At 62.4% G+C, this 22356-nt stretch carries 22 protein-coding genes; 10 read left to right on the top strand and 12 right to left on the bottom strand.

The window, feature by feature from the left end; all coding sequences use genetic code 11:
• Nucleotides 1–237 (bottom strand): hypothetical protein (locus LXM96_RS20625; protein ID WP_240000440.1); only part of this gene is annotated, 237 nt, incomplete at its 3' end.
• Between LXM96_RS20625 and LXM96_RS20620 the strand changes: the two genes are divergently transcribed.
• A complete protein-coding gene (locus tag LXM96_RS20620; protein ID WP_240000439.1) occupies nt 133–393 on the top strand; it encodes a hypothetical protein in 261 nt (86 codons plus the stop codon). The genes LXM96_RS20625 and LXM96_RS20620 overlap by 105 nt on opposite strands.
• 189 nt (nt 394–582) lie before the next feature.
• Here the strand turns inward: LXM96_RS20620 and LXM96_RS20615 are convergent, their stop codons facing one another.
• From LXM96_RS20615 to LXM96_RS20580, 9 genes are all read right to left on the bottom strand, one after another.
• Nucleotides 583–1272: a response regulator gene (locus tag LXM96_RS20615; protein ID WP_240000437.1), complete on the bottom strand. Its 690-nt coding sequence runs from the start codon at nt 1270–1272 to the stop codon at nt 583–585.
• Entirely contained in the window at nt 1269–3956 is a 2688-nt protein-coding gene (locus tag LXM96_RS20610) for a sensor histidine kinase (protein WP_240000436.1), read from the bottom strand. Before LXM96_RS20610 ends, LXM96_RS20615 begins: the two co-directional genes overlap by 4 nt.
• A gap of 8 nt (nt 3957–3964) precedes the next feature.
• Complete coding sequence (gene kdpC / locus LXM96_RS20605) at nt 3965–4534, bottom strand: potassium-transporting ATPase subunit KdpC (protein ID WP_240000435.1); 570 nt, start codon at nt 4532–4534, stop codon at nt 3965–3967.
• Nucleotides 4535–4536: 2 nt separating this feature from the next.
• Complete coding sequence (gene kdpB, locus LXM96_RS20600) at nt 4537–6573, bottom strand: potassium-transporting ATPase subunit KdpB (RefSeq protein ID WP_240000434.1); 2037 nt, start codon at nt 6571–6573, stop codon at nt 4537–4539.
• Nucleotides 6574–6583: 10 nt separating this feature from the next.
• Nucleotides 6584–8293, bottom strand: coding sequence for a potassium-transporting ATPase subunit KdpA (kdpA, locus tag LXM96_RS20595; RefSeq protein ID WP_240000433.1), 1710 nt, complete (start codon nt 8291–8293; stop codon nt 6584–6586).
• Between the two features lie 14 nt (nt 8294–8307).
• Nucleotides 8308–8394, bottom strand: coding sequence for a K(+)-transporting ATPase subunit F (kdpF, locus tag LXM96_RS21950; protein WP_394802012.1), 87 nt, complete (start codon nt 8392–8394; stop codon nt 8308–8310).
• A gap of 10 nt (nt 8395–8404) precedes the next feature.
• Nucleotides 8405–8728 carry a hypothetical protein gene (locus LXM96_RS20590; protein WP_240000432.1) on the bottom strand — a complete coding sequence of 108 codons (324 nt, stop codon included), beginning with the start codon at nt 8726–8728 and terminating at the stop codon, nt 8405–8407.
• 277 nt (nt 8729–9005) lie between these two features.
• On the bottom strand, nt 9006–9725 hold the full coding sequence (hutC, locus tag LXM96_RS20585) for a histidine utilization repressor (protein ID WP_240000438.1): 720 nt from the start codon (nt 9723–9725) through the stop codon (nt 9006–9008).
• Between the two features lie 94 nt (nt 9726–9819).
• The gene (locus LXM96_RS20580; RefSeq protein WP_240000431.1) at nt 9820–11166 is read right to left on the bottom strand and encodes a formimidoylglutamate deiminase; all 1347 of its coding nucleotides are present in this window, start codon (nt 11164–11166) and stop codon (nt 9820–9822) included.
• A gap of 115 nt (nt 11167–11281) precedes the next feature.
• Here LXM96_RS20580 and hutI point away from each other — a divergent pair, with 115 nt between their 5' ends.
• Genes hutI through LXM96_RS20540 form a run of 8 tightly spaced genes read left to right on the top strand, consistent with a single transcriptional unit; the run spans nt 11282 to nt 19790 of the window.
• Complete coding sequence (gene hutI, locus LXM96_RS20575; RefSeq protein ID WP_240000430.1) at nt 11282–12538, top strand: imidazolonepropionase; 1257 nt, start codon at nt 11282–11284, stop codon at nt 12536–12538.
• A complete protein-coding gene (hutH, locus tag LXM96_RS20570) occupies nt 12535–14076 on the top strand; it encodes a histidine ammonia-lyase (RefSeq protein ID WP_240000429.1) in 1542 nt (513 codons plus the stop codon). Before hutI ends, hutH begins: the two co-directional genes overlap by 4 nt.
• Entirely contained in the window at nt 14073–14888 is an 816-nt protein-coding gene (gene hutG, locus LXM96_RS20565; protein WP_240000428.1) for an N-formylglutamate deformylase, read from the top strand. Before hutH ends, hutG begins: the two co-directional genes overlap by 4 nt.
• Complete coding sequence (hutU, locus tag LXM96_RS20560; RefSeq protein ID WP_240000427.1) at nt 14885–16570, top strand: urocanate hydratase; 1686 nt, start codon at nt 14885–14887, stop codon at nt 16568–16570. The genes hutG and hutU overlap by 4 nt, the downstream gene beginning before the upstream one ends.
• A 3-nt stretch (nt 16571–16573) precedes the next feature.
• Nucleotides 16574–17197, top strand: coding sequence for a HutD/Ves family protein (locus LXM96_RS20555; RefSeq protein WP_240000426.1), 624 nt, complete (start codon nt 16574–16576; stop codon nt 17195–17197).
• 43 nt (nt 17198–17240) lie between these two features.
• Nucleotides 17241–18185, top strand: coding sequence for an ABC transporter substrate-binding protein (locus tag LXM96_RS20550; protein ID WP_240000425.1), 945 nt, complete (start codon nt 17241–17243; stop codon nt 18183–18185).
• Nucleotides 18186–18237: 52 nt separating this feature from the next.
• The gene (locus tag LXM96_RS20545) at nt 18238–19011 is read left to right on the top strand and encodes an ABC transporter permease (protein WP_240000424.1); all 774 of its coding nucleotides are present in this window, start codon (nt 18238–18240) and stop codon (nt 19009–19011) included.
• A complete protein-coding gene (locus LXM96_RS20540; protein ID WP_240000423.1) occupies nt 19008–19790 on the top strand; it encodes an ABC transporter ATP-binding protein in 783 nt (260 codons plus the stop codon). Before LXM96_RS20545 ends, LXM96_RS20540 begins: the two co-directional genes overlap by 4 nt.
• 302 nt (nt 19791–20092) lie before the next feature.
• On the opposite strand, the gene LXM96_RS20535 is transcribed toward LXM96_RS20540, so the two are convergent.
• Entirely contained in the window at nt 20093–20599 is a 507-nt protein-coding gene (locus LXM96_RS20535; protein ID WP_240000422.1) for a hypothetical protein, read from the bottom strand.
• Between the two features lie 306 nt (nt 20600–20905).
• Here LXM96_RS20535 and LXM96_RS20530 point away from each other — a divergent pair, with 306 nt between their 5' ends.
• The gene (locus tag LXM96_RS20530; protein ID WP_317208292.1) at nt 20906–21793 is read left to right on the top strand and encodes a FecR domain-containing protein; all 888 of its coding nucleotides are present in this window, start codon (nt 20906–20908) and stop codon (nt 21791–21793) included.
• A 302-nt stretch (nt 21794–22095) separates the two neighbouring features.
• Here LXM96_RS20530 and LXM96_RS20525 read toward each other — a convergent pair.
• Nucleotides 22096–22356 (bottom strand): hypothetical protein (locus tag LXM96_RS20525; RefSeq protein WP_240000420.1); only part of this gene is annotated, 261 nt, incomplete at its 5' end.

The raw sequence follows: 22356 nt of genomic DNA, 5'->3' as shown, positions 1-22356 counted from the left end.
ACTCTCCTTCTCCCATTGAGGGATCATAGTTGGAAAATTCCAGCCATAAACGGTCCGATTCAAAGGGGGCACGTCAAACCAGATACAAAACGGCTTTCGGTAAGTGTTGAGAACGAGGTCTTCTGTCTTGCCCTGGCGAGGGAATGTGGCCTTGAAGCGGCCGAGGCGACGATCGACGTTGCGGGTAAGCGTTGCTATCTGCTGCTGACGGGCTACGACCGCTTCCCCGATCTCCAAGGCGAAATCCGCCGGTTGCATCAGGAAGAACTGTGCCAGACTCCACTAGCATTCATAGACCTTACGCAGCGAGCCGCTTCCTTCGCAGGTGGCAACCACGGGCCTGATGGCACCGAGACTTGTATATTCAGCCCGATTTGGCGAAGCGGAGATTAACACCGCTTCAGCGTGAGTTGAACTTCCCCATTTGGAATGACCAAGGTGGGGGCGGCCAGGGATGGTCCGCTCCTGTCCGGTCGCAGTCTCGCAGCTTGCTGTCGATCGCCGGATCGAACAGCGCGCGGTTACGGATGCGACCGCCCCGGTCGAGGAATGGCACTCGATCCAGGTCGTCGAAGTTCGGCCTCAATCCCGTTCCGCCATCCGATAGCCCGCGCCCGGTTCCGTGCGTAGGATCCGCGGCTGCGTTGGATCCCGCTCGATTTTCTGCCGCAACTGTCCGATAAAGACGCGGAGGTAATGCAGGTCGTCGCTGTGGGCGGGACCCCAGACCGTTGTTAGAAGGGTGCGGTGGGTGACGACCCGACCAGTATGGCGGGTAAGCAGCAAAAGCAGGTCGTATTCCTTCGGCGTAAGGTGAACCGTATCGCCGTCGCGGGAGACGAGCCGCTTGATCGGGTCGATCGTTAGGCCGTCGACCTCCATGATCTCCGGTATAGCATCGCGCCTGCCGCGATGGCGCAACGCGTTGCGGATGCGGGCGGTGAGTTCGCCGATGCCGAACGGTTTCTCCACATAATCGTCGGCCCCGAGATCGAGGGCTGCGATCTTCTCGCTTTCGCGATCGCGCGCCGACAGGATGACGATCGGCACCTCGCTCCAGCCGCGCAGGCTGGCGATGACGTCCTTTCCGTCCATGTCGGGCAAGCCAAGGTCTAGGATGACGAGGTCGGGTGCCTGTGTGGCCACAGCCTTCAAGGCCTCGGCACCGGTCAGCGCTTCGATCACCTCGTAGCCCGCTGCCGTCAGTGCGGGCTTCAGGAAACGCTGTATCTGCGGTTCGTCGTCAACCACGAGAATGCGTGACACCGTCATCTGGGCTCCATGGTCGCTGGCTCGGCTACCGGAAAGCGCATGATGATGCGGGTTCCCTTCTTCTTCCATGCCGGGCTTTCGGCGTGAATGCGTCCGCCCATCGCCTCGACAAAGCCACGCGCGATGGACAGGCCAAGTCCGGTGCCCGGCGCCCGGCCATCCGGCTTGCCTCTGCGATAGAATTTTTCGAAGATCCGGTCCAGATCCTCTGTGGAAACGCCTTTGCCGAGGTCCGTCACGGAAATCAGCACGTCCTTGCCGTCGCGCCGGGCATAGACATTGATGGACTCGTCTCCGCCATATTTCACCGCATTATCCAGCAGGTTGAACAGAACCTGCGAAAGAAGCACGCTATCGCCTCGGATCAACGGAAGATCCGGCGCGATGCCCGTCTCGATCAGGCGGCCCGGCGCATACTTGCGAGTGCGCTCGACGGCCGACTGGACCACGTCGGTCACATCCATCCACTCCTGCTTGGGTTTCAACGTGCCGGCCTCGATGCGGGACATGTCGAGCAGGTTGGCAATGAAACGGCTCATCCGGCCGCTTTCCTCTTCGATCGATTGCAGCAGATCGTCGCGGTTCTCCGCCGTCATCCGCTCCCCGAGCTGGCGAAGGCCGGTGACTGCGCCGGTGATGGTCGCCAGCGGCGTTCTCAGATCATGGGAGATCGAAGAGAGCAGCGCCTCCCGGTAGCGTTCGCCCTCCAGCCTTGCGGCCTGTTGCACCGTCTCCTCGGCCAGTCTTGCGCGATCCAGCGCGATCGCCGTCTGGTCGAGGATGGCGGTCAGCGCACGCTCGGCGTTGAGGTCGAGATCCTCACGGTGCTCGATACCGCAAACGCCGACGATGCCGTGCGGACCGAGCAGAGGACGAAACTCGAAGCGGCTGTTGGGAAGCGTGCCGGTGCCGTGGCCGGCGAGTTCGCGCTTGTCATGGGTCCAGCGGGCCGCCGTCAGGTCGGTGACATCGAGTTCGGTATCGGGCGGCCAGGCAGCGGCCATGCTCAGGTCCCCCTGGCGGGGCAGGAGCAGCACGACCTTGCGCTTCAGCCGCGCCTGCAGATGCGAGACGGTGAGCCAGATGGCGTCCTCGGTTTTTGCGGTGCCGGCGAGCTTGCGGGAAAAATCATAGAGCGACTGCAATGCCGCTGCCCGGGTCCCTGCGATCTCGGCCTGTTCCCGGATCCGCGATGCAAATCCACCGGCGATGATGGCGACCGCCAGAAAGACGAAGAGGGCGAAGACCTCATGGGGTGCGGCGATCGTGAAGGTATGCAGCGGATCAATGAAGAGGAAATTGTAGGCGAGCGTCGACAGGATGGCGGCGAGAAAGGCGGCGAGATAGCCGCCCGATACCGAGGCCCCCAGCACAGCGAGCAGGAACAGCAGCGAGATGTTGGGAAGGTCGACGATCGTGTCGATGACCTTGCCGATCGCCGCCGCGATCGCGACGAAGCCCACGGCGATGACAGTCGCCAGCCAGAGGCTCGAGAGCTGCGGCACCGGGAGCGTGCGTTTGCTGCGACCAGCATCCCCCGCTTCCGGCGTGACGATGTAGACGCCAAACCCCGAGGCGCGTTTGGCGAGGGCCTCCGGCAAGGATTTTGACAGGAACCGGTTCAGGCGATTGCGACGCCGCGTTCCGATGACGATCTGGGTCGCGTGTTCGCGGCGGGCGAGCTTCAGGATCTCGTCGACGAAATCACTGCCGATGACGCGACGGGTTTCTGCTCCGAGCTGCTCGGCCAGGCGAAACAGCGTCTCGATTCTTTGCAGGCGTTCAGGCGTTTCCACCTCCCGGTCGGGGCGCTCGATCGATACCACCATCCACGGAGCGTTGAGCCCCGAGGCAAGCCGGCTTGCAACCCGAACGACCTTTTCCGAAAGCGTGTCGGAGCCGACACACACCAGCAGACGTTCGCCTGTCGCCCAAGGGCCGTCGATCGCATTCTGTTTCAAGTAGTCGACCATCTGGTCGTCCACCCGGTCTGCGGTTCGGCGCAGCGCCAGTTCCCGAAGCGCCGTGAGATTGCCTAGACGGAAGAACCTGTCGACGGCTCGGTTGGCACTTTCCGGCAGGTAGACCTTGCCCTCCTTCAGTCGCTCGATCAGTTCGCTCGGCGACAGATCGACGAGCAGAACCTCGTCTGCCCGCTTCAGCACGACATCCGGCACGCGCTCGCGCACCGTGATGCCCGTGATCTGGGTCACGAGATCGGCAAGGCTTTCGAGATGCTGGATGTTGAGGGCCGTCCAGACATCGATGCCGGCGACAATCAGTTCCTCGATGTCCTGATGGCGCTTGGGGTGACGGAAACCGTCCGGATTTGAATGCGCCAGCTCGTCGACAATGACGATTGAGGGGCGACGCTTGAGAGCCGCATCGAGGTCGAACTCCTCAAGCACACGTCCGCGATGCGAAGCGCGGGTCCTGGGCAAGACCTCCAGCCCCTCGAGCAGCCCCGCCGTTTCGCTGCGGCCATGGGTCTCGACGAGACCGACGACGATGTCTGCACCATCCGCTCTCAGGCGCGCGGCCCGAGACAGCATTGCATAGGTCTTGCCGACACCGGGTGCGGCGCCCAAAAAAACGGTCAGCTTGCCCCGGCGGTCTCTCTCCGCCAGGGCAAGCAATGCATCGGGATCGGGTCTGCGATCGTGGTTGCGGTCGTCATCCGCCATTCAGTCTCTCACATTGCAAGTGCGTCGAGCGCCAGGTTGAGCTCTAGCACATTCACGCGCGGTTCGCCGATGACGCCCAATTCACGCTGCGCCGTCATCGTCTGAACGAGATCGGACACGCGTTCGAGGTGCAGTCCCCGTGCCTGGGCAACGCGTGCGACCTGAGCCTCGGCGAAGGCCGGGGAGACATGCGGATCGAGGCCGGAGCCCGATGTCGTCACCGCGTCGGCGGGATGCGGCATGGCAAGTCCAGCAGCTTCGAGGCGCGTGACATCGGCAGCGACACGTTCCTTCAGCTTAATGGACGTCGTGCCCAGGCTCGAACCGGAAGAGGTGCTTGCGTTATACGGCTCGGGACCTGTCGCCGACGGCCTCGGCCAGAAATACCGGTCCGAGGTGAAGCCCTGGCCGATCAGGGCGGAGCCGATCACGGCACCATCCTTCTCAATCAGGCTGCCATTGGCCTGTGCCGGCATGACGGCCTGCGCAATACCGGTGATGGTCAGGGGATAGGCGATACCGGTCACGGCGGTCATCGCGACGATGAGGGTGATTGCGGGGCGAAGATGGTTGATCATGATTACACCAGGTGAAGCGCGCTGACGGCAAGGTCGATGATCTTGATGCCGGCAAAGGGGAGAACGAGACCACCAAGGCCGTAGACCAGGAGGTTGCGACGCAGCAGGACGACGGCGCCGGAGGGCCGGTAGGAGACGCCCTTCAGCGCCAGCGGGATCAGTGCGACGATGATCAGGGCGTTGAAGATGACAGCCGAGAGAATGGCCGATTGCGGCGAGGCAAGTCCCATGATGTTGAGCGCGCCAAGCGTCGGATAAGTGGCAACGAACAGCGCCGGGATGATGGCGAAGTATTTGGCCACATCATTGGCGATCGAAAACGTCGTCAGCGAGCCGCGCGTCATCAGCAGCTGCTTGCCGATCTCGACGATCTCGATGAGCTTGGTCGGGCTGGAATCGAGGTCCACCATGTTGGCGGCCTCGCGGGCGGCCTGGGTGCCGGTTTGCATCGCGACACCGACATCGGCCTGGGCAAGGGCCGGCGCATCGTTGGTGCCGTCGCCGCACATGGCGATCAGGCGGCCGCCCTGCTGTTCGCGGCGGATGAAGGCGAGCTTGTCCTCCGGCGTCGCCTGGGCGAGGTAGTCATCGACCCCTGCTTCCGAGGCGATGGCGGCCGCCGTCACCGGATTGTCACCGGTCACCATGACGGTGCGAATGCCCATGGCGCGAAGCGCTGCGAAACGCCCCTTGATGCCCGGCTTCACCACATCCTTGAGGTGAATCGCGCCGAGCAGGCGATTGCCGTCGGCGACCGCCAGCGGCGTGCCGCCGCTGCGGGCGATCTGGTCCACGGCACGGCGAAATTGCGCGGGCGCATCCTCTTCTGTCAGACCAGCAAATTTCAGCACTGCATCGACCGCGCCCTTGCGCAGCCGCCGCGGGCCGAAGTCGACGCCCGACAGTCGCGTCTCCGCGGTGAAGGCGATGACCGCATCGAAACGGGCCTCCGGCATTGCGATACCGAAGTCTCCGGTGGCAAGCGCGACGACGGAGCGGCCTTCCGGTGTCTCGTCGGACAGACTGGCAATCAGGGCGGCCTCGGCCAATTCGACCGGCGTGACACCGGGGGCAGCGAGAAAATCACTGGCCATGCGGTTGCCGAAGGTGATGGTGCCCGTCTTGTCGAGCAACAGCGTGTCGACGTCGCCCGCAGCCTCCACCGCGCGGCCGGAGGTAGCAATCACGTTGAAGCGCACCAGACGGTCCATTCCGGCGATGCCGATCGCCGACAGAAGTCCACCGATCGTCGTCGGAATCAGCGTGACCAGCAGCGCGGCCAGCACGGTGACGGAGATGACCGTGCCGGAATAGCCGGCCAGGCCCCAGATCGCCACGCAGACGAAGAGGAAGATCAGCGTCAGCCCCGACAGCAGGATGGAGAGCGCGATCTCGTTCGGCGTTTTCTGGCGCTGGGCGCCTTCGATCAGCGCGATCATCCGGTCGACGAAGGAGGAGCCGGGGGCAACCGTGATCCTGATCCGGATCTCGTCCGACAGCACCTGCGTGCCGCCGGTCACCGCCGACCGGTCGCCGCCGGATTCACGGATCACGGGGGCGGATTCGCCGGTGATGGCGCTTTCGTTGACCGAGGCGACACCCTCGATGACTTCCCCGTCGCCGGGAATGAGCTCGCCGGCTGCAACGATCACCACGTCACCGACCTTCAGGTCCGGCGCGGCGATTGTCTCTGTGCCGCCATCGGCTCTGAGCCGGCGGGCGACGAGTTCCGACTTGGTCTTCTTTAGGCTGTCGGCCTGCGCCCGGCCGCGGCCCTCGGCTACGGCCTCGGCGAAAGTGGCAAACAGGACCGTGAACCACAGCCAGCTGGCGGTCTGCACGGAGAAGAACGCCTCGGCCGGCTTGGTGACGAGGTCGCGGAGGAGGAGTAGCGTCACCACGACAGCCACCATCTCGGTGACGAAGATCACCGGATTGCGCAACAGAAGCCGTGGGTCGAGCTTACGGAAGGCATCGACTACAGCCGGTCGCAGAATGCCTGGATCGAGAAGGCTTTGCGCTTGATGAGCCTTGAACATGGAAGTTCCTTTAGAATGATTGGCCGGCCAGCATCGCCAGATGGTCGGCAATGGGACCGAGTGCGAGCGCCGGGAAGAATTGCAGGCCGCCGAGGATGAGGATGATGCCGATGAGCAGGCCAACGAACAGCGGACCGTCCGTCGGGAAGGTGCCGGCCGATCCGGGTGCCTTGACCTTGGCGGCGAGCGATCCAGCGATGGCCATGACCGGCACCACATAGGCGAAGCGACCGAGCAGCATGGCGAGCCCAAGCGTCGTGTTGTACCAGGGCGTATTGCCCGAGAGCCCACCAAAGGCCGAGCCATTGTTGCCGGCTGCCGAGGTATAGGCATAGAGGATTTCCGACAGGCCATGCGGGCCGGCGGTGCCGATGCTGGCGACCGCAAGGGGCAGCATGGCGGAGACGGCGGTGAAGCCAAGGATCGCGAGCGGCAGGACGAGCACCGCCAGCATGGCAAACTTCATCTCGCGGCCTTCAATCTTCTTGCCGAGGAATTCCGGCGTGCGCCCGACCATCAGGCCGGCAACGAAGACGGACAGCAGCGCGAAGACCAGCATGCCGTATAGACCAGAGCCGACGCCGCCCGGCAGAACCTCGCCGAGCTGGATCAGAAACATCGGCACGAGACCGCCGAGACCGGTGAGCGAGCCGTGCATGCCGTTGACGCCGCCATTCGACAGTCCGGTCGTAACCCCCGCATACAGCGCCGTCATCGCCTGGCCGAAACGGATCTCCTTGCCTTCCATGTTGCCGAGCGACGGATCGACACCGATGGCCGTGAGAATTGTGTTCCCCTGGGCTTCGGCCCAGTAGATGAACGCGACGCCCGATATCAGCAGAACGGCCATGGCCGAAATTAACGCCCAGCCCTGGCGGCGATTTCCGACCATCTGGCCGAAGGCATAGACAAGCGCTGCCGAAATCGACAGCATGGCGAAGATGTTGAGGTAATTCGACCAGGCCGTCGGGTTCTCGAAGGGATGGGCGGCATTGACGTTGAAGAAGCCGCCACCGTTGGTGCCGAGCTGCTTGATCGCTTCCTGCGAGGCGACCGGTCCGAGCGAGATCACCTGGTTGGCACCTTCGAGGGTGGTTGCCGTCACGGAGGCATCGAGCGTCTGGGGAAGGCCCATGGCGACGAAGACGAGCGCAACGATGATCGACAGCGGCAGCAGCACGTAAAGGGTGGCTCGGGTGACATCGACCCAGAAGTTGCCGAGTGTCGCGGCCTTAGAGCGTGCGAAGGCTCGGGTGAACGCGACGGCCAGAGCCATGCCGGTGGCCGCAGACAGGAAGTTCTGAACCGTGAGGCCGACCATCTGGCTGAGGTGGCTGAGCGTGGTCTCGCCCCCGTAGTTCTGCCAGTTGGTATTGGTGACGAAGGAGATCGCCGTGTTGAAGGCGAGGTCTGGCGACATGCCGGTAAAGCTCTGGGGATTCAGTGGCAGAGAGGCCTGAAAGCGCAGGAGTGCGTAAAGGGCGACGAAGCCGACCAGCGAGAATATGAGCATGGCAGTGACATAGGCCCGCCAGCTCTGCTCCCTGCCCGTATCGATGCCAGCCAGACGGTAGAGATTGCTTTCAACGCGACCGAGCACGGGCGAAAGAAACGTCCGCTCGCCGGAAGACACCCTCGCCATGTAAAGCCCGAGCGGCTTGACGACGAGGAGGACGGCGAGGAAGAGAAGGCTGATCTGCAGCCAACCGGTGATGGTCATGGGGCTGCTCCAGATCAGAAACGCTCGGGACGCAAGAGCGTGACCACGAGATAGGAGCCGAGAGGCACGGCGACGAGGAGGCCAAAGAGAGGTTCAGGCATCTTGATCCCCTCAAAGCCGGTCGAGTGCGCGGGCGTAGAGCGCGAGCACGAGAAGCGTGCCGCCGCAAAGCGCGATGAAGGTGAAGTCGGACATGTCCGTGTCTCCTGTTGATAGGCAGACAGGACTAAAGGTGTTTCGGGTCAGGCCTCGATTGGGAAGAGCTGGGAAGCGAGTAAAGAAAAGATAAGGACGCACCCGAACGCCGAGTACCGGCCAGTGGAGGTTATAGCCACAGCAGAGAGCAAGCTCCGTTCCGTCCCAACCGGATGGCCGCTCGATGACGTTGTCGACCTCGATGCGCTGGTGGTCGCCCATGATTTCGATAGGCTCCACCGGCGCGCCGCGATTGGGGCAGTGCCCATGGGGATGGTGCCGATGGCACCGCATTCGAAGTCGAAGTTAACATGAAAGAGCACCTTGCCCCTGCCCTTCTCGACCTTGCACGCCGTCAGCTTATCAACCGGCGACACGAGGAACGAGACGAGGTCCATGTAGTGCACGCAGTGATGGAGGAAAAAACCAGTATAGCCGACATTGCCCGCGAAATAGCCGGGTGCGGTCCTTCAACGCTAAGGCTAAGGTCCTCCTAAACATCCCAACCCTTCCATACTCACCGGGACGCGGGAGTGAACCGAGCGACGAGGGAATGTGTTTCTCCGGGATAGGTCAAGCGGACGTAAGTGATCGTCCCGGCATCGCTCCAGGTCCGCCGCTCGATCAGAAGGCATGGAGAGCCCTTGGCGATATCCAGCATCGCGGCCATCTCAGCCGTTGCCGCAGTCGCGTGGATGCGGTGCTCTGCAGCGCTCCAGGGGATCTCGACCAAAAGCCAACGTCCCGGCGGCGTCTCGGAGAAATGCGCGGCTGTGGCACCGGGAACCGCGGCCAGGTTGATGATGCGGTCCTCCACGCAGAAAGGCCGCTCACCGGCGAAATGGATGCAGACCACGGCCAGCACGTCCTTTGCCTGCTTCGCTTCCAGAGCACGGAGGTCCGCTTGCGTCGCACGCCTCACCTGCCGGCGCTCGAGCCTGAAGGCGTAGCGCAGATTTAGCGACCTCACCTCCTGCTCGATGTCGGCAATCTCAAGAACCGCTGACTCGGCCTGCGGTCGGGTGACGAAACTACCGGATTTCTTCCGGCGTTCGATCAGGCCCGATTTTGCCAGCTGCGTCATCACCTTGTTCACGGTCATGCGGGAACATCCGTAGTGAACCGCCAGGTCAACCTCGAAGGGGAGCCGGTGGCCGGGTGGCCACTGCCCGGAGACGATATTGCCCTCGATGTCGTTTAATATGCGCTGGTGCAGCGTCTGGTTCCTGCCGCCGATGTCCGCCACGATCTGTCGTCTTCCTTTCAACCGTCTGGATGATCTAACCCGGTGATGATGCTATCCAAAAGGAAATTCTCCGGGCGTTCCCATCTCATGCGCCGGTAAGCTCTTTCATCACATGGTTGAACCGACGGGAGATCGCATCCCGCTTGATATGCCGTCGGCCCTCCACAAGCTTTCTGCCTGCTGCCCAGACCGTGTCGACCGCGACACCCCCAGCGAAGATCCAGTGATCGAGCAGATGGTCCTGCTGGAGGTGAGGCACACCACGCAAGTCGAGCGCGATCATGTCGGCGGTGGCGCCAATCTCGATCCCGCTATATGACTGAAGGGCCTGCCCCGCGCCACGGCAGGCGGCCTCCAACAGCCTGCGCCCGGTCGAGCCTCCCGGATCGGCGATCACGTTGCGCGCGCGGCGCGACAGGCGCTGCGAATATTCCAGCATCCGCAGTTCTTCCGGCAGAGAGATGCGGATGTTGGAGTCGGAGCCGACGCCGAAGTGGCCCTTCTCCTGCAGGAAGGTCGGGGCATTGAAGACGCCGTCTCCCAGGTTCGCCTCGGTGATCGGGCAAAGGCCAGCAACTGCACCGCTCTGCGCCATGCGCTGCGTCTCGGCGCCGGTCATATGGGTCGCGTGGATGAGGCACCAGCGATCGTCCACCTCAGCGTGATCGAGCAGCCACTCCACCGGCCTCGCACCGGACCAGGCGATGCAGTCGTCGACTTCCTTGGTCTGTTCGGCAATATGAATGTGGATCGGCCGCGGTCCGGCAAGCGTGACCAACTCGCGAAGTTCCTCCTCGTTCACCGCCCGCAGGCTATGGGGTGCAAGGCCCAGCACTGCTCCCGGAAGCGCAGCGGTGATCGTCTCGCACCTCTGCATCAGTCGCGCGAAGCTCTCAAGCGAGTGGATGAAGCGGCGCTGGCCTTCGAGGGATGGCTGACCGCCGAAGCCGGAATGGGCGTAGAAGACCGGAAGTAGCGTCAGCCCGATACCCGCCTCCTCCGAAGCTGCGGCGATCCGAACAACCATCTCCGCGATGTCATCGTAGTGTCCGCCGTCTGCATCGTTGTGCAGATAGTGGAACTCGCCCACACGCGCGAAGCCGGCTTCTAGCATTTCCATATAGAGCTGCGCGGCGACCGCCTCGACCTGATCTGGCGTCATACTCAGCGCAAATCTGTACATGGTCGTGCGCCAGCTCCAGAAGCTGTCGTCGCCATGACCGCGGATCTCGGCCAGGCCGGCCATCGCGCGCTGGAAGGCGTGGCTGTGGAGGTTGCCGATTGCCGGCACGACCGCGTCCTGCCGCTCGTCCGCCGGCTGTGCTTCGGCCTCACGCTCGATCCCGCAAATCTTGCCCTCCGCCAGCTCGATCCGCACGTCTCGTGCCCAACCCTCGGGAAGAAGCGCCTGCTTTGCATGGATCGCCGTCACGATTACCCTCCGCCTTTACCGTCCGCCGGTCTCCCCCTTGTTGACGAAACCGACGCTTGCCAACGCCAACGCTATGTATATACATTAAACAGAACAATGGGAAGGTCACGCAAGAATGGCCGTGAACTCAAGTGAATTCGGAGGCCGCATGAATCACCACCGAACGCTCTGGACACATGCCCGCTTGGCAACCCTTGCACCGCAGGAGCCGGGCTGCGGCGTCATGGAAGATGCCGCGATCCTGTGCGAGGACGGTCGCATCAGCTGGATCGGCCGCGCCGATGACTTTCCGGGCGCCGCAAGCCACGTCGAACACCGAAACCTTGAAGGCCGCTGGGTGACGCCGGCCTTCATCGACTGCCACACGCACCTGGTCTTCGGCGGCGACCGGGCGATGGAGTTCGAGATGCGGCTGAACGGCGCGACCTACGAGGAGATTGCGCGCGCGGGCGGCGGGATCGTTTCCTCCGTGGCCGCGACCAATGCTCTCTCCGTCCCCGAACTGGTGGAGGCGAGCCTTCCTCGTCTGGATACGCTTCTCCGGGAGGGTGTCGGGACAGTGGAGGTCAAGTCCGGCTACGGGCTCAGTATCGATGGTGAGCTCAACATGCTGCGCGCGGCACGGGCACTGGAAAAACAGCGCCCCGTGCGGGTCGCCACGTCCTATCTGGCAGCCCACGCCACGCCTGCCGCCTACAAGGGGCGGAACCGGGACTACATTCGCGAGGTGGTTCTGCCGGGAATGGAACGAGGCCATGCAGAAGGGTTGATCGATGCGGTGGACGGGTTCTGCGAAGGCATTGCCTTCTCCGTCGATGAGATGCGTCTGGTCTTCGACAAGGCCAGAACGCTTAATCTCCCGGTTAAACTTCATGCGGAACAGCTCTCGAACCTTGGAGGTGCCGCGATGGCCGCCTCCTATGGAGCACTTTCCGCAGATCATCTCGAGTACCTTGACGGAGAAGGCATCGCTCAAATGGCAAAAGCCGGGACGGTTGCCGTGCTTCTGCCGGGAGCCTTCTACGCGATCAACGAAACACAGAAGCCGCCTGTCGTGGCCCTGCGTGAGGCGGGCGTGCCGATCGCCGTTGCCACGGACTGCAACCCCGGAACGTCCCCCCTCACCTCGCTGCTTCTTGCCATGAACATGGCAGCAACGCTGTTCCGGCTTACCGTCGACGAGTGCCTGGCCGGGGTGACGCGCGAAGCCGCGCGCGCGCTAGGCCTGCTTCCGGAAACCGGCACCATCGAGGTTGGCAAGTCCGCGGATTTCGCAATCTGGGACATCGAGCGACCGGCTGAACTGGTTTACCGAATGGGGTTCAACCCGCTTCACGCCCGAGTGTTCAAGGGATCGGAGGTAAGCGTATGACGATCAAGCTTCACCCTGGCCGAGTCACACTCGATGAGCTCGCGGAAATCTACTGGAGCACGGGTGCGGCAACGCTCGATCGATCCTTCGACGCAGGAATCGAGAAAGGTGCGCGCCGCATTGCCGAGATCGCCGCGGGTAACGAGCCGGTCTACGGGATCAACACAGGTTTCGGAAAGCTTGCCTCGATCAAGATCGACAGCGCCGACGTGGCGAAACTGCAAAGAAACCTCATCCTGTCACACTGCTGTGGCCTCGGAAGCCCGCTGCCGGAAAACGTCGTGCGCCTGATCATGGCGCTGAAGCTGGTCTCGCTTGGTCGCGGCGCCTCCGGGGTGCGGCTGGAGCTTGTCCGCCTGCTTGAAGCCATGCTTGAAAAGGGCGTCATCCCCGTCATTCCAGAAAAGGGCTCGGTCGGAGCGTCCGGCGATCTCGCACCGCTTGCTCATATGGCCGCCGTGATGATGGGCGAAGGCGAAGCGATGCACGAGGGGCGCGTCCTGTCCGGCGCTGCGGCACTGGCGCAGGCAGGCCTCGAGCCCATCGACCTTGCTGCAAAGGAAGGGCTTGCGCTGATCAACGGAACGCAGGTTTCCACCGCACTGGCGCTCGCTGGTCTCTTTCGCGCCCACCGTGCGGCACAGACGGCGCTTGTCACGGGCGCCATGTCGACCGACGCGGCCATGGGATCCTCCGCGCCGTTCCATCCCGAGATCCATGCGCTGCGCGGGCATCAGGGGCAAGTCGACGCCGGGGCTGCCCTGCGGCAATTGCTTGAGGGCTCGGAGATCCGCGCAAGCCACATCGACGCCGACGAGCGCGTCCAGGACCCCTACTGCATCCGCTGCCAGCCTCAGGTCGACGGCGCCTGCCTCGATCTCCTGCGCCAGGTCGGGCGGACACTGGAGATCGAGGCAAATGCTGTAACCGATAATCCGCTCGTGCTGTCCGATAACCAGGTGCTCTCCGGCGGCAACTTTCATGCTGAGCCGGTAGCCTTTGCCGCAGACCAGACGGCACTCGCGATCTGCGAGATCGGAGCGATTGCCCAGAGGCGGATCGCTTTGCTGGTCGATCCGGCGCTCTCCTATGGCCTACCTGCGTTTCTGTCGAAGAAGCCGGGACTCAATTCCGGGCTCATGATCGCTGAAGTGACGTCTGCGGCGCTGATGAGCGAGAACAAGCAGATGTCCCATCCGGCCTCCGTCGATTCGACCCCGACGTCGGCCAACCAGGAAGACCATGTTTCTATGGCATGCCATGGTGCACGGCGCCTGCTCGCCATGACGGAGAACCTTTTCGGCATCCTTGGCATCGAAGCCTTGGCCGCGGCTCAAGGGGTTGAACTGCGCGGGCCGCTTAGGACTGGTCCGGAGCTGGAGAAAGCGGCCGCTGTGCTACGCGCTTCCGTCCCGGCTCTGGACGACGATCGCTACATGGCAACCGATCTCGCCAAGGCGAGTGAACTGGTGGCGTCCGGCGCGCTGGTCGCCGCCGTGGCGGATGGGATCCTGCCCAGGCTGGAGGCCGGCCGATGACTGTCTTTGAGATCCAGAAGGGCAACTCACCCGTCATTCTTGCCTTCCCGCACACCGGAACGGACCTTCCTGCCGAGGTATGGGACAGGCTGAACGACAATGGTCGCCTGCTGGCAGACACCGACTGGCATATCCATGACCTATATGCAGGCCTTCTCCAGGATGCGACGACGGTGCGCGCTACCTTCCATCGCTATGTCATCGACGCCAATCGCGATCCCGACGGAAAAAGTCTCTATCCGGGGCAGAACACGACAGGCCTCGTCCCGACGACCGATTTCGACGGCAAGTCGATCTGGAAGGAGGGAGCAGAACCGACAGACAAGGATACTTCAGCCCGCCTGGACGCCTTTCACAGCCGCTATCACACGGCGCTGTCTGCAGAGATCGAGCGCATAAAGGCGATCCACGGCCTCGTGGTGCTCTACGACTGCCATTCCATCCGATCTCACATCCCGTTCCTCTTCGAAGGAACTCTTCCGGATTTCAACATCGGCTCCAATTCCGGCGCCTCATGTGCGCTCGAGTTCGAACGGGTGACCGCCGAGGTGGCGGGCTATGCAGCCGGCTATACGAGCATCGTCAACGGGCGCTTCAAGGGCGGTTGGACCACCCGCCACTACGGAAGCCCAGCTGACGGCATTCACGCCATCCAGATGGAGCTTGCCCAGTCGACGCATCTGGCGGCGGAGACCGTGCCGTTCGCTTATGATTCCGACAAGGCGGAGAAGCTCAGGCCTTATCTGAAGATGATTCTGGAGCGCCTGGAGACGGTGGCTTACGAACTCAAGGCAATGGGGAACGAGAGATGACAAATCCGCGCCACAACATCCGAGAGGTCCGCGCCCCGCGCGGCCCGGAGCTTAATGCCAGGAGCTGGATGACCGAAGCGCCGCTGCGCATGCTGATGAACAATCTCGATCCCGATGTCGCCGAGAACCCGCATGAGCTGGTTGTCTACGGCGGCATCGGGCGCGCTGCCCGCACCTGGGACGATTTTGACCGCATCGCCGCGACCTTGAAGACCCTGAGTGAGGAAGAGACGCTGCTCGTCCAGTCGGGCAAGCCGGTTGGCGTGTTCCGCACCCATAGGGACGCACCGCGCGTCTTGATCGCCAATTCCAACCTCGTGCCACACTGGGCGACCTGGGATCATTTCAACGAGCTGGATAAAAAGGGGCTGGCCATGTACGGCCAGATGACTGCCGGCTCGTGGATCTACATCGGCACGCAAGGCATCGTTCAGGGCACCTACGAAACCTTCGTCGAGGCCGGCCGCCAGCACTACAACGGCGACCTGAAGGGCAAGTGGATCCTGACCGGTGGCCTCGGCGGCATGGGCGGTGCGCAGCCGCTCGCAGCCGTCATGGCCGGCGCCTGCTGCCTGGCCGTTGAATGCGACGAGAGCCGGATCGATTTCCGCCTGCGCACCCGCTACGTCGACGCCAAGGCGAAGACGCTGGATGAGGCTCTCGCCATGATTGCCGAATGGACGGCAAAGGGCGAAGCCAAGTCCGTCGGCCTGCTCGGCAATGCGGCCGAGATCTTCCCCGAACTCGTGCGCCGCATGCACACCGGTGGCCCACGCCCCGATATGGTCACCGACCAAACCTCAGCTCATGATCCGCGCAACGGCTACCTGCCGATCGGCTGGACTGTCGAGGAAGCGAGGGCGAAGCGGGAGAGCGATCCCAAGACTGTGGAAGATGCGGCGCGCGCCTCCATGAGAGTCCACGTGGAAGCCATGGTCGCCTTCTGGAGTGCCGGAGTACCGACGCTCGACTACGGCAACAACATCCGCCAGGTGGCCAAGGACGAGGGTCTGGAAAATGCCTTCGCCTTCCCTGGATTCGTGCCGGCCTATATCCGTCCGCTCTTCTGCCGCGGCGTCGGCCCCTTTCGCTGGGCTGCCCTATCCGGTGACCCCGACGACATCTACAAGACAGACGCCAAGGTGAAGGAGCTGCTGCCGGACAACAAGCACTTGCACAACTGGCTCGACATGGCGAAAGAGCGCATCGCCTTCCAGGGCCTGCCGGCACGCATCTGCTGGGTCGGCCTTGGCGACCGCCACAAGCTCGGCCTTGCCTTCAACGAGATGGTGCGCAACGGCGAACTCTCCGCTCCAATCGTCATCGGCCGCGACCATCTCGATTCAGGCTCCGTCGCCTCCCCCAATCGTGAGACGGAGGCGATGAAGGACGGTTCGGACGCCGTGTCCGACTGGCCGCTTCTCAACGCCCTTCTCAATACTGCTTCCGGCGCGACCTGGGTGTCCCTCCATCACGGCGGCGGCGTTGGTATGGGCTACTCGCAGCATTCCGGCATGGTGATCTGCTGCGACGGCTCGGAAGATGCCGACCGCCGGCTGGAACGGGTGCTGTGGAACGATCCGGGAACCGGCGTGATGCGCCACGCAGACGCGGGCTACGAGATCGCTCTCGACTGCGCCCGAGAGAACGGGCTGCGGCTGCCGGGCATCCTGGGGAACTGAGCCATGAAGGTTCTTAGCGCCTGCGACCACAAGCGGATGCCATGGAAGAACGGACGCGGCGAGACGGCTGAGATTGCTGTCTTTCCGGCTGATGCCACCGTGGACACCTTCGATTGGCGCATCAGCATGGCAACGGTCGCCGAAGATGGCCCGTTCTCGATCTTCCCCGGCATTGACCGGACGTTGAGCGTCATCGAAGGCGGCGGGTTGGAGCTGTCAGTGGCCGGCTGCGAGCCAATTTTCCTTGACCCGTCGTCCCTGCCCTATCGCTTTTCGGCGGACGTGGCGACGAAGGCTCGGCTGACCGACGGCACGATCGTCGACTTCAACGTCATGAGCAGGCGCGAGACCGTCAATCATCAGGTCCAAAGACTCGCGCTGCCCCTCTCTCTCGAGGGTTCGGATCGCACGCGGTTCATCTTCTGCCTCGGCACCGGAGTTAGGGTGATAGGCGCCTCCCGGGAGGAGACGCTGCAGGCGCGGGATGTCGTCATCGTCGAAGCGGGAGAGCAGATTTCAATGACCGGCGAAGGTGCTATTTTGGCGGTCATGATACTGCCCGCCAATGATATCTTGTATAGACAAGATAACTGCAGCATGGATAGTATGCCCGCCCAAGAGGCATAATCCGAAGCTGCCTCAATATAAACCAAACAGGGGAACTGCCACGATGAAGAACTGCTGGATAATCGCCGCCTCGCTTGCGGCTCTACTAGGATCAACCGCTGCGAAGGCGGAAACCTCCGTCACCATCGGCATGTCCGGCTGGACGGGTTTTGCGCCTCTGACGCTGGCGAAGGAAGCGGGTATCTTTAAGAAGCACGGGCTTAACGTGGAGATCAAGAAGATCCCGCAGGCGAGCCGCCATCTTGCACTGGCATCCGGCGACATTCAGTGCGCCGCCACAACCGTCGAAACCTGGATTGTCTGGAATGCCAACGGCGTGCCGGCAACGCAGATCTTCCAGCTCGACAAATCGCATGGCGCCGACGGCATGGCCGTGCGCAACGATGTCGAGAGCTTTGCCGACCTGAAGGGCAAGACGGTCGCCGCCTCCGCACCCGGCACCTCGCCCTACTTCCTTCTCGCCTACATGCTGAAGGAAAACGGGCTGACGATGGAGGACGTCAACGTCGTAAATCTCGAGCCGGGCCCGGCAGCTCAGGCCTTCGTCGCGGGTCAGAACGATGCGGCAATGACCTACGAACCCTACCTTTCAACGGTCCGTGCCGCCCCGGACCAAGGCAAGATCCTTGCTACGACCCTGGACTATCCGGCCGTGATGGACACCTTTGGCTGCACCCCAGAGTTTCTCAAGGACAATCCGGACGCGGCAAAGGCTCTGGCCAAGAGCTATTTCGAAGCCCTTGAGATGATCAGAACGGACAAGGAAAAGAGCTACGGCATCATGGGTGCCGACGTGAAGCAGTCGGCTGAAGCCTTCGGCGATTCGGCACAGCACCTGGAATGGCAGGATCAGGCCGCCAACAAGACCTTCTTCGCTGGAGAGTTCATGACCTTCTCGGAAAAGGCTGCGGACCTCCTGATGGAGATCGGCGTCATCAAGTCTAAGCCTGACCTTTCTACCATCGTCGACACATCGTTCATCCAGTAAGGTCTCAAGGCCGGCGGGGACTTCTCCGCCGGTCGTCGATTGCCGAGGCACCATGCGCCCACTACAACCAATCAGCCCGCAGGCTCGCGTCCTGCTCGGCATCCTCTTCTTCGTGCTGTTCTTTGCGGGCTGGTCGCTTGCGACGTTCGGCGGATTTGTTTCCCCGACCTTCCTCGCCGACCCGATCACGATGGTCAAAGACGGGATCTACCTGCTGACCGAACAGGGCTTCCTGCGAGACATCGGCATGACCGTGTGGCGCGTGGTCGGGGGTTTTGTCCTTGCCGCAGTCGTGGCCGTTCCCGTCGGCGTCGCCATGGGCGCATACAAGCCGGTGGAGGCACTGCTTGAGCCTTTCGTCTCCTTCTCGCGCTACCTCCCTGCGTCCGCATTCATCCCACTCCTCATCCTTTGGGCTGGAATTGGGGAAATGCAGAAGCTGCTGGTGATCTTCATCGGCTCGGTCTTCCAGATCATCCTGATGGTTGCGGTCTCCGTGGCAGCCACGCGCCGCGATCTGGTCGAGGCCGCCTACACCCTCGGCGCCCGTGACCGCGGCATCGTGCGGCGCGTGCTCATCCCGGCCAATGCTCCCGATATCGCCGAGACGCTGCGCCTCGTTCTCGGCTGGGCTTGGACCTATGTCATCGTCGCCGAACTGATCGGCGCCTCGTCCGGCATCGGTTACATGATCATCAACAGCCAGGCGCTGATGGCCACCGGCCAGATCATCTTCGGCATCATCGTCATCGGCATCATCGGTCTGATTTCCGATTTTGCGTTCAAGACGGCGAACCGTCACCTGTTCGCCTGGAGGCTGGCATGAGCGAGCTCATCATCCAGGGCGTAAGCCGCACCTTCCCGGGCGTGCGTGGCGGAAAGCCCGTACAGGCGCTTCAGCCAACGGACCTGGAGATCGCCAAGAACGACTTCGTGACCGTCCTCGGTCCGTCCGGCTGCGGCAAGTCAACGCTTCTTCGCATCATCGCCGGGCTCGACCAGCCGACCACCGGCAAGGTCATGCTCGAGGGGACGGAGATCAAGGGTCCGGGCGCGGACCGGGGTATGGTCTTCCAGTCCTACACCCTCTTCCCATGGCTCACGGTGCGCGAGAACGTCGCCTTCGGGCTGCGTGAACGCGGCCTTCCCGCTTCCTCTTCGAAGGAGATCGTCGGCAGTTACATCGACAAGGTGGGACTGCGCGGCTTCGAGGACCACTGGCCGAAGCAGCTCTCTGGCGGCATGCAGCAGCGCACGGCGATTGCCCGCGCCTTGGCCAACGACCCTAAGATCCTGCTGCTCGACGAGCCGTTCGGGGCGCTCGATAACCAGACGCGTGGCTTGATGCAGGAGCTCCTCCTCGGCATCTGGGAACGCGAACAGAAGACGGTGATCTTCGTCACCCACGATATCGAAGAGGCCGTGTTCATGGCCTCCCGCGTGGTCACGATGACGGCACGCCCCGGCAGGATCAAGTCCGTCACGCCGGTAGATATCCCGCATCCTCGCCATTACACCGTCAAGGCAAGCCCGGAATTCTCCCGCCTTCGACTGAAGCTGACGGAGGAAATCCGCAGCGAAGCCATCCTCGCGGCAAGCAGCTAAGGCCCGCGATGGTCTCTTAATATCAGCGATCCTGTTGACCGCGCCCGGTTCGCCGGAGGCTTCATGGAACGCCCCATTTGCCTACAAGTGTTAGTTGCGTCGAGCATGTAGTCGGATGCCGTCATGGGGGCGTTCACGCGCGTGCCGGTTGCGTTGGCGATCGTCTGGTGGAACGGCCACACCTTTTCGGTGTGGCCGTTCAAATGTGTAGTGACGCCTTATAGAGCCACGGACCGGCGTTGTCGCTCCGATCCTTGTCCTATGAAGCCATTGCAGCTGGATTATCGTCCCTCGAGATCGTCTTAGTCCCTTCCCCTCCGGTCGCGGTCATCGTGCCAATCACGGTCGAGGTGATCCCATCGCGAGTCCCGATGACTGTAGCGATCTCGGTCGCGCTCGCGCCCGTCGCGAGCATTGCCGCTATCGCTCGACTGAACCTGTTCTAGGAGCTGCGACACCATGTCAACGCACTGGTTGCTCGACTGGTCCGCGCCGCAGCGGACTTTGATCTTCGCGCCACCCGTTTCAATCGAGAAGTGCGCGGTGCGCCCGCCGTGGCGCCCGCGGTGGTGGCGGGTCATCTGGTCCCCACGCCACCCATCTGACCGGTCCACCTGTCCACCGGGCTGCTGGTCTAGGCTTGGCGGAGGAGGTGGCTGAACCGAGGGGAAGTTGTCGCCGCCGCCCTGCTGTTGGGTTTGGCCCTGCCCCTGGCTTTGCTGCGCGGGCGCGTTCTGCGTCGTGGCTTGAGCGAACGCAACGCCAGCGGAGAGCGCTAGTGCGGCCACAGTAACAATCAACGATTTCATGATGCACCTCTCTTGTTGGGGGTGCTGTTCCAACCAATCGATGGTGCGATCGTTCCATGCGTTCCGGCGCGCGTTGCCACCCTTTTGAAGGAGAACTTCATGACCGCGACGAAACCCGACCCTGATCGCCCCTGCCGGGCCGTCGAGCTTCATCGAGGAACCGCCTCCAGGTCTCGATGCCCTGCTGCTCCCGGAGGTTAAAATCGATCCGGCAAGCCGGCGGCGAAGCTGGTCTCTCTTCTCGACCGTCATGAGCCGCCGCCCGAAAATTGGTCCCTTGGCGTAGAATTGCTGGCACGATAGGCGATGACTAGCTTTTTCCGTTCCATCCCGTTCGTTGTATTCGTCATGCTTTGCATGTGGTCCGCTCAAGCGCTCGCATCTGAATGGCTTGTAAGCAGGACAACAAAGCAGGTCTTATTTACGGTCGACAAGAAGAACTGGGTCCCCGTTGTCGGCGGCATGACCATCCCGAACAGCTCCTGGATATCCACAGGGCCGAGGGGACGGGTGGAACTGGAGCGAGGCGTGGAGAAAGTGTCATTCGGTCCGAAGACCCTCGCAGCGATCTTCACCGAGAACGGGCTTTTCTCCAGAGAAACGCGGGTCGTTCAGCAGAAGGGCGAAATCGCCCTCGATATCGAAAAACGCAGCAGGCCGCATACCTACGTCCACACTCCTTTTCTCGCTGCTGTGGTCAAGGGCACAAGCTTCACGGTGACTGTGACGGCAAAGGCGGCCTCCGTGTCCGTTGAAGAGGGGTTGGTCCAGGTCTCCTCCTTTACGGGTGGTCAGAGCACCAATGTCGGACCGGGCCAACAGGTCACCGTAGACCAAGCTCAGAACATGTCCGTCGCAGGACTCGATGAACCTCCCTCCGTCTTCTCCGTAGAGCCAGTGCAAGCATCTGTACCTGCCGTAGGTCAAGCCGCGCCAGTCGGAGCGGGCCTTGGCCTGGGTTCGTTCGGCGACAGAAGCTCGGCGGGAGAAACGAGCGATTCTGGATCAATTGGCGTCAGTGGCGAACGCAGCGAAGGCGGCAACACGTTCGGCCAGCAGGCGGCAGGTCGCGGTAACGCGGACGATAAAAACGAGCGTGGCGGCGGGAACGGACACGGTGATAACGGGAACGGCAACGGAAGCGGCGGCGGGAACGGCGATGATGATGGTGACGACGGCGACGACGACGATTAAGATGAACCTGCGCTTAAAGCAGAATTCAGCTCCGGCTCATCCAGTACCGCTACAAGCTAACTTCCATGACCGACGATCTACATCAGACTGAATCAGAGATAGCTACCGTCGATTGGAGCATGGCCCCGAAGAGTGCCCGTTGGTGGGCCATGAACAAGGATGGTTGCGCATATTGGTATTGTGCACCGTCGATTGTTGCCAGCACATCCTTTTGGTTTAGTTCGGAAGTACCAGCTCCGTGCTTTGACTTCACGGGAGACTGGCGACTTAGCTTGTGTGAGCGACCTGAAAGGCATTAGCCATCAGACCGAACCTTGTTGCGGCGTCATCTTCACTGGCAGCGACTTGAAGATGCTGTACGGGAGGTCGCTGAACGGGCTCTTTACGTCTTCGTGCTTTAAAGAAATGCGCTGCTCTGCCCGCATTGAAACCGTTTCCCGCTGTCGCCAAACAGCCAATACATTACCTGAAGCAGATGTCCGGTGTTGGCGGATACTGTTGAAAAAGGCGCGCTGTAATCTTGCTCCGACGTTTCCGTCGTTTGGACGTGCGGAGACGTATTC

Source organism: Rhizobium halophilum, from assembly GCF_021648825.1.
In the GTDB taxonomy this organism is placed as follows: Bacteria; Pseudomonadota; Alphaproteobacteria; order Rhizobiales; family Rhizobiaceae; genus Neorhizobium; species Neorhizobium halophilum.
This window is presented reverse-complemented; position numbering and strand designations above follow the sequence as displayed.

Excerpts from the sequence above, each read along its gene's own strand:
- LXM96_RS20615 (WP_240000437.1), bottom strand. The coding sequence starts at position 1,272 with ATGACGGTGTCACGCATTCTCGTGGTTGACGACGAACCGCAGATACAG.
- LXM96_RS20610 (WP_240000436.1), bottom strand. The coding sequence starts at position 3,956 with ATGGCGGATGACGACCGCAACCACGATCGCAGACCCGATCCCGATGCA.
- kdpC (WP_240000435.1), bottom strand. The coding sequence starts at position 4,534 with ATGATCAACCATCTTCGCCCCGCAATCACCCTCATCGTCGCGATGACC.
- kdpB (WP_240000434.1), bottom strand. The coding sequence starts at position 6,573 with ATGTTCAAGGCTCATCAAGCGCAAAGCCTTCTCGATCCAGGCATTCTG.
- kdpA (WP_240000433.1), bottom strand. The coding sequence starts at position 8,293 with ATGACCATCACCGGTTGGCTGCAGATCAGCCTTCTCTTCCTCGCCGTC.
- kdpF (WP_394802012.1), bottom strand. The coding sequence starts at position 8,394 with ATGCCTGAACCTCTCTTTGGCCTCCTCGTCGCCGTGCCTCTCGGCTCC.
- hutI (WP_240000430.1), top strand. The coding sequence starts at position 11,282 with ATGGCCGTGAACTCAAGTGAATTCGGAGGCCGCATGAATCACCACCGA.
- hutH (WP_240000429.1), top strand. The coding sequence starts at position 12,535 with ATGACGATCAAGCTTCACCCTGGCCGAGTCACACTCGATGAGCTCGCG.
- hutG (WP_240000428.1), top strand. The coding sequence starts at position 14,073 with ATGACTGTCTTTGAGATCCAGAAGGGCAACTCACCCGTCATTCTTGCC.
- hutU (WP_240000427.1), top strand. The coding sequence starts at position 14,885 with ATGACAAATCCGCGCCACAACATCCGAGAGGTCCGCGCCCCGCGCGGC.
- LXM96_RS20555 (WP_240000426.1), top strand. The coding sequence starts at position 16,574 with ATGAAGGTTCTTAGCGCCTGCGACCACAAGCGGATGCCATGGAAGAAC.
- LXM96_RS20550 (WP_240000425.1), top strand. The coding sequence starts at position 17,241 with ATGAAGAACTGCTGGATAATCGCCGCCTCGCTTGCGGCTCTACTAGGA.
- LXM96_RS20545 (WP_240000424.1), top strand. The coding sequence starts at position 18,238 with ATGCGCCCACTACAACCAATCAGCCCGCAGGCTCGCGTCCTGCTCGGC.
- LXM96_RS20540 (WP_240000423.1), top strand. The coding sequence starts at position 19,008 with ATGAGCGAGCTCATCATCCAGGGCGTAAGCCGCACCTTCCCGGGCGTG.
- LXM96_RS20535 (WP_240000422.1), bottom strand. The coding sequence starts at position 20,599 with ATGAAATCGTTGATTGTTACTGTGGCCGCACTAGCGCTCTCCGCTGGC.
- LXM96_RS20530 (WP_317208292.1), top strand. The coding sequence starts at position 20,906 with ATGACTAGCTTTTTCCGTTCCATCCCGTTCGTTGTATTCGTCATGCTT.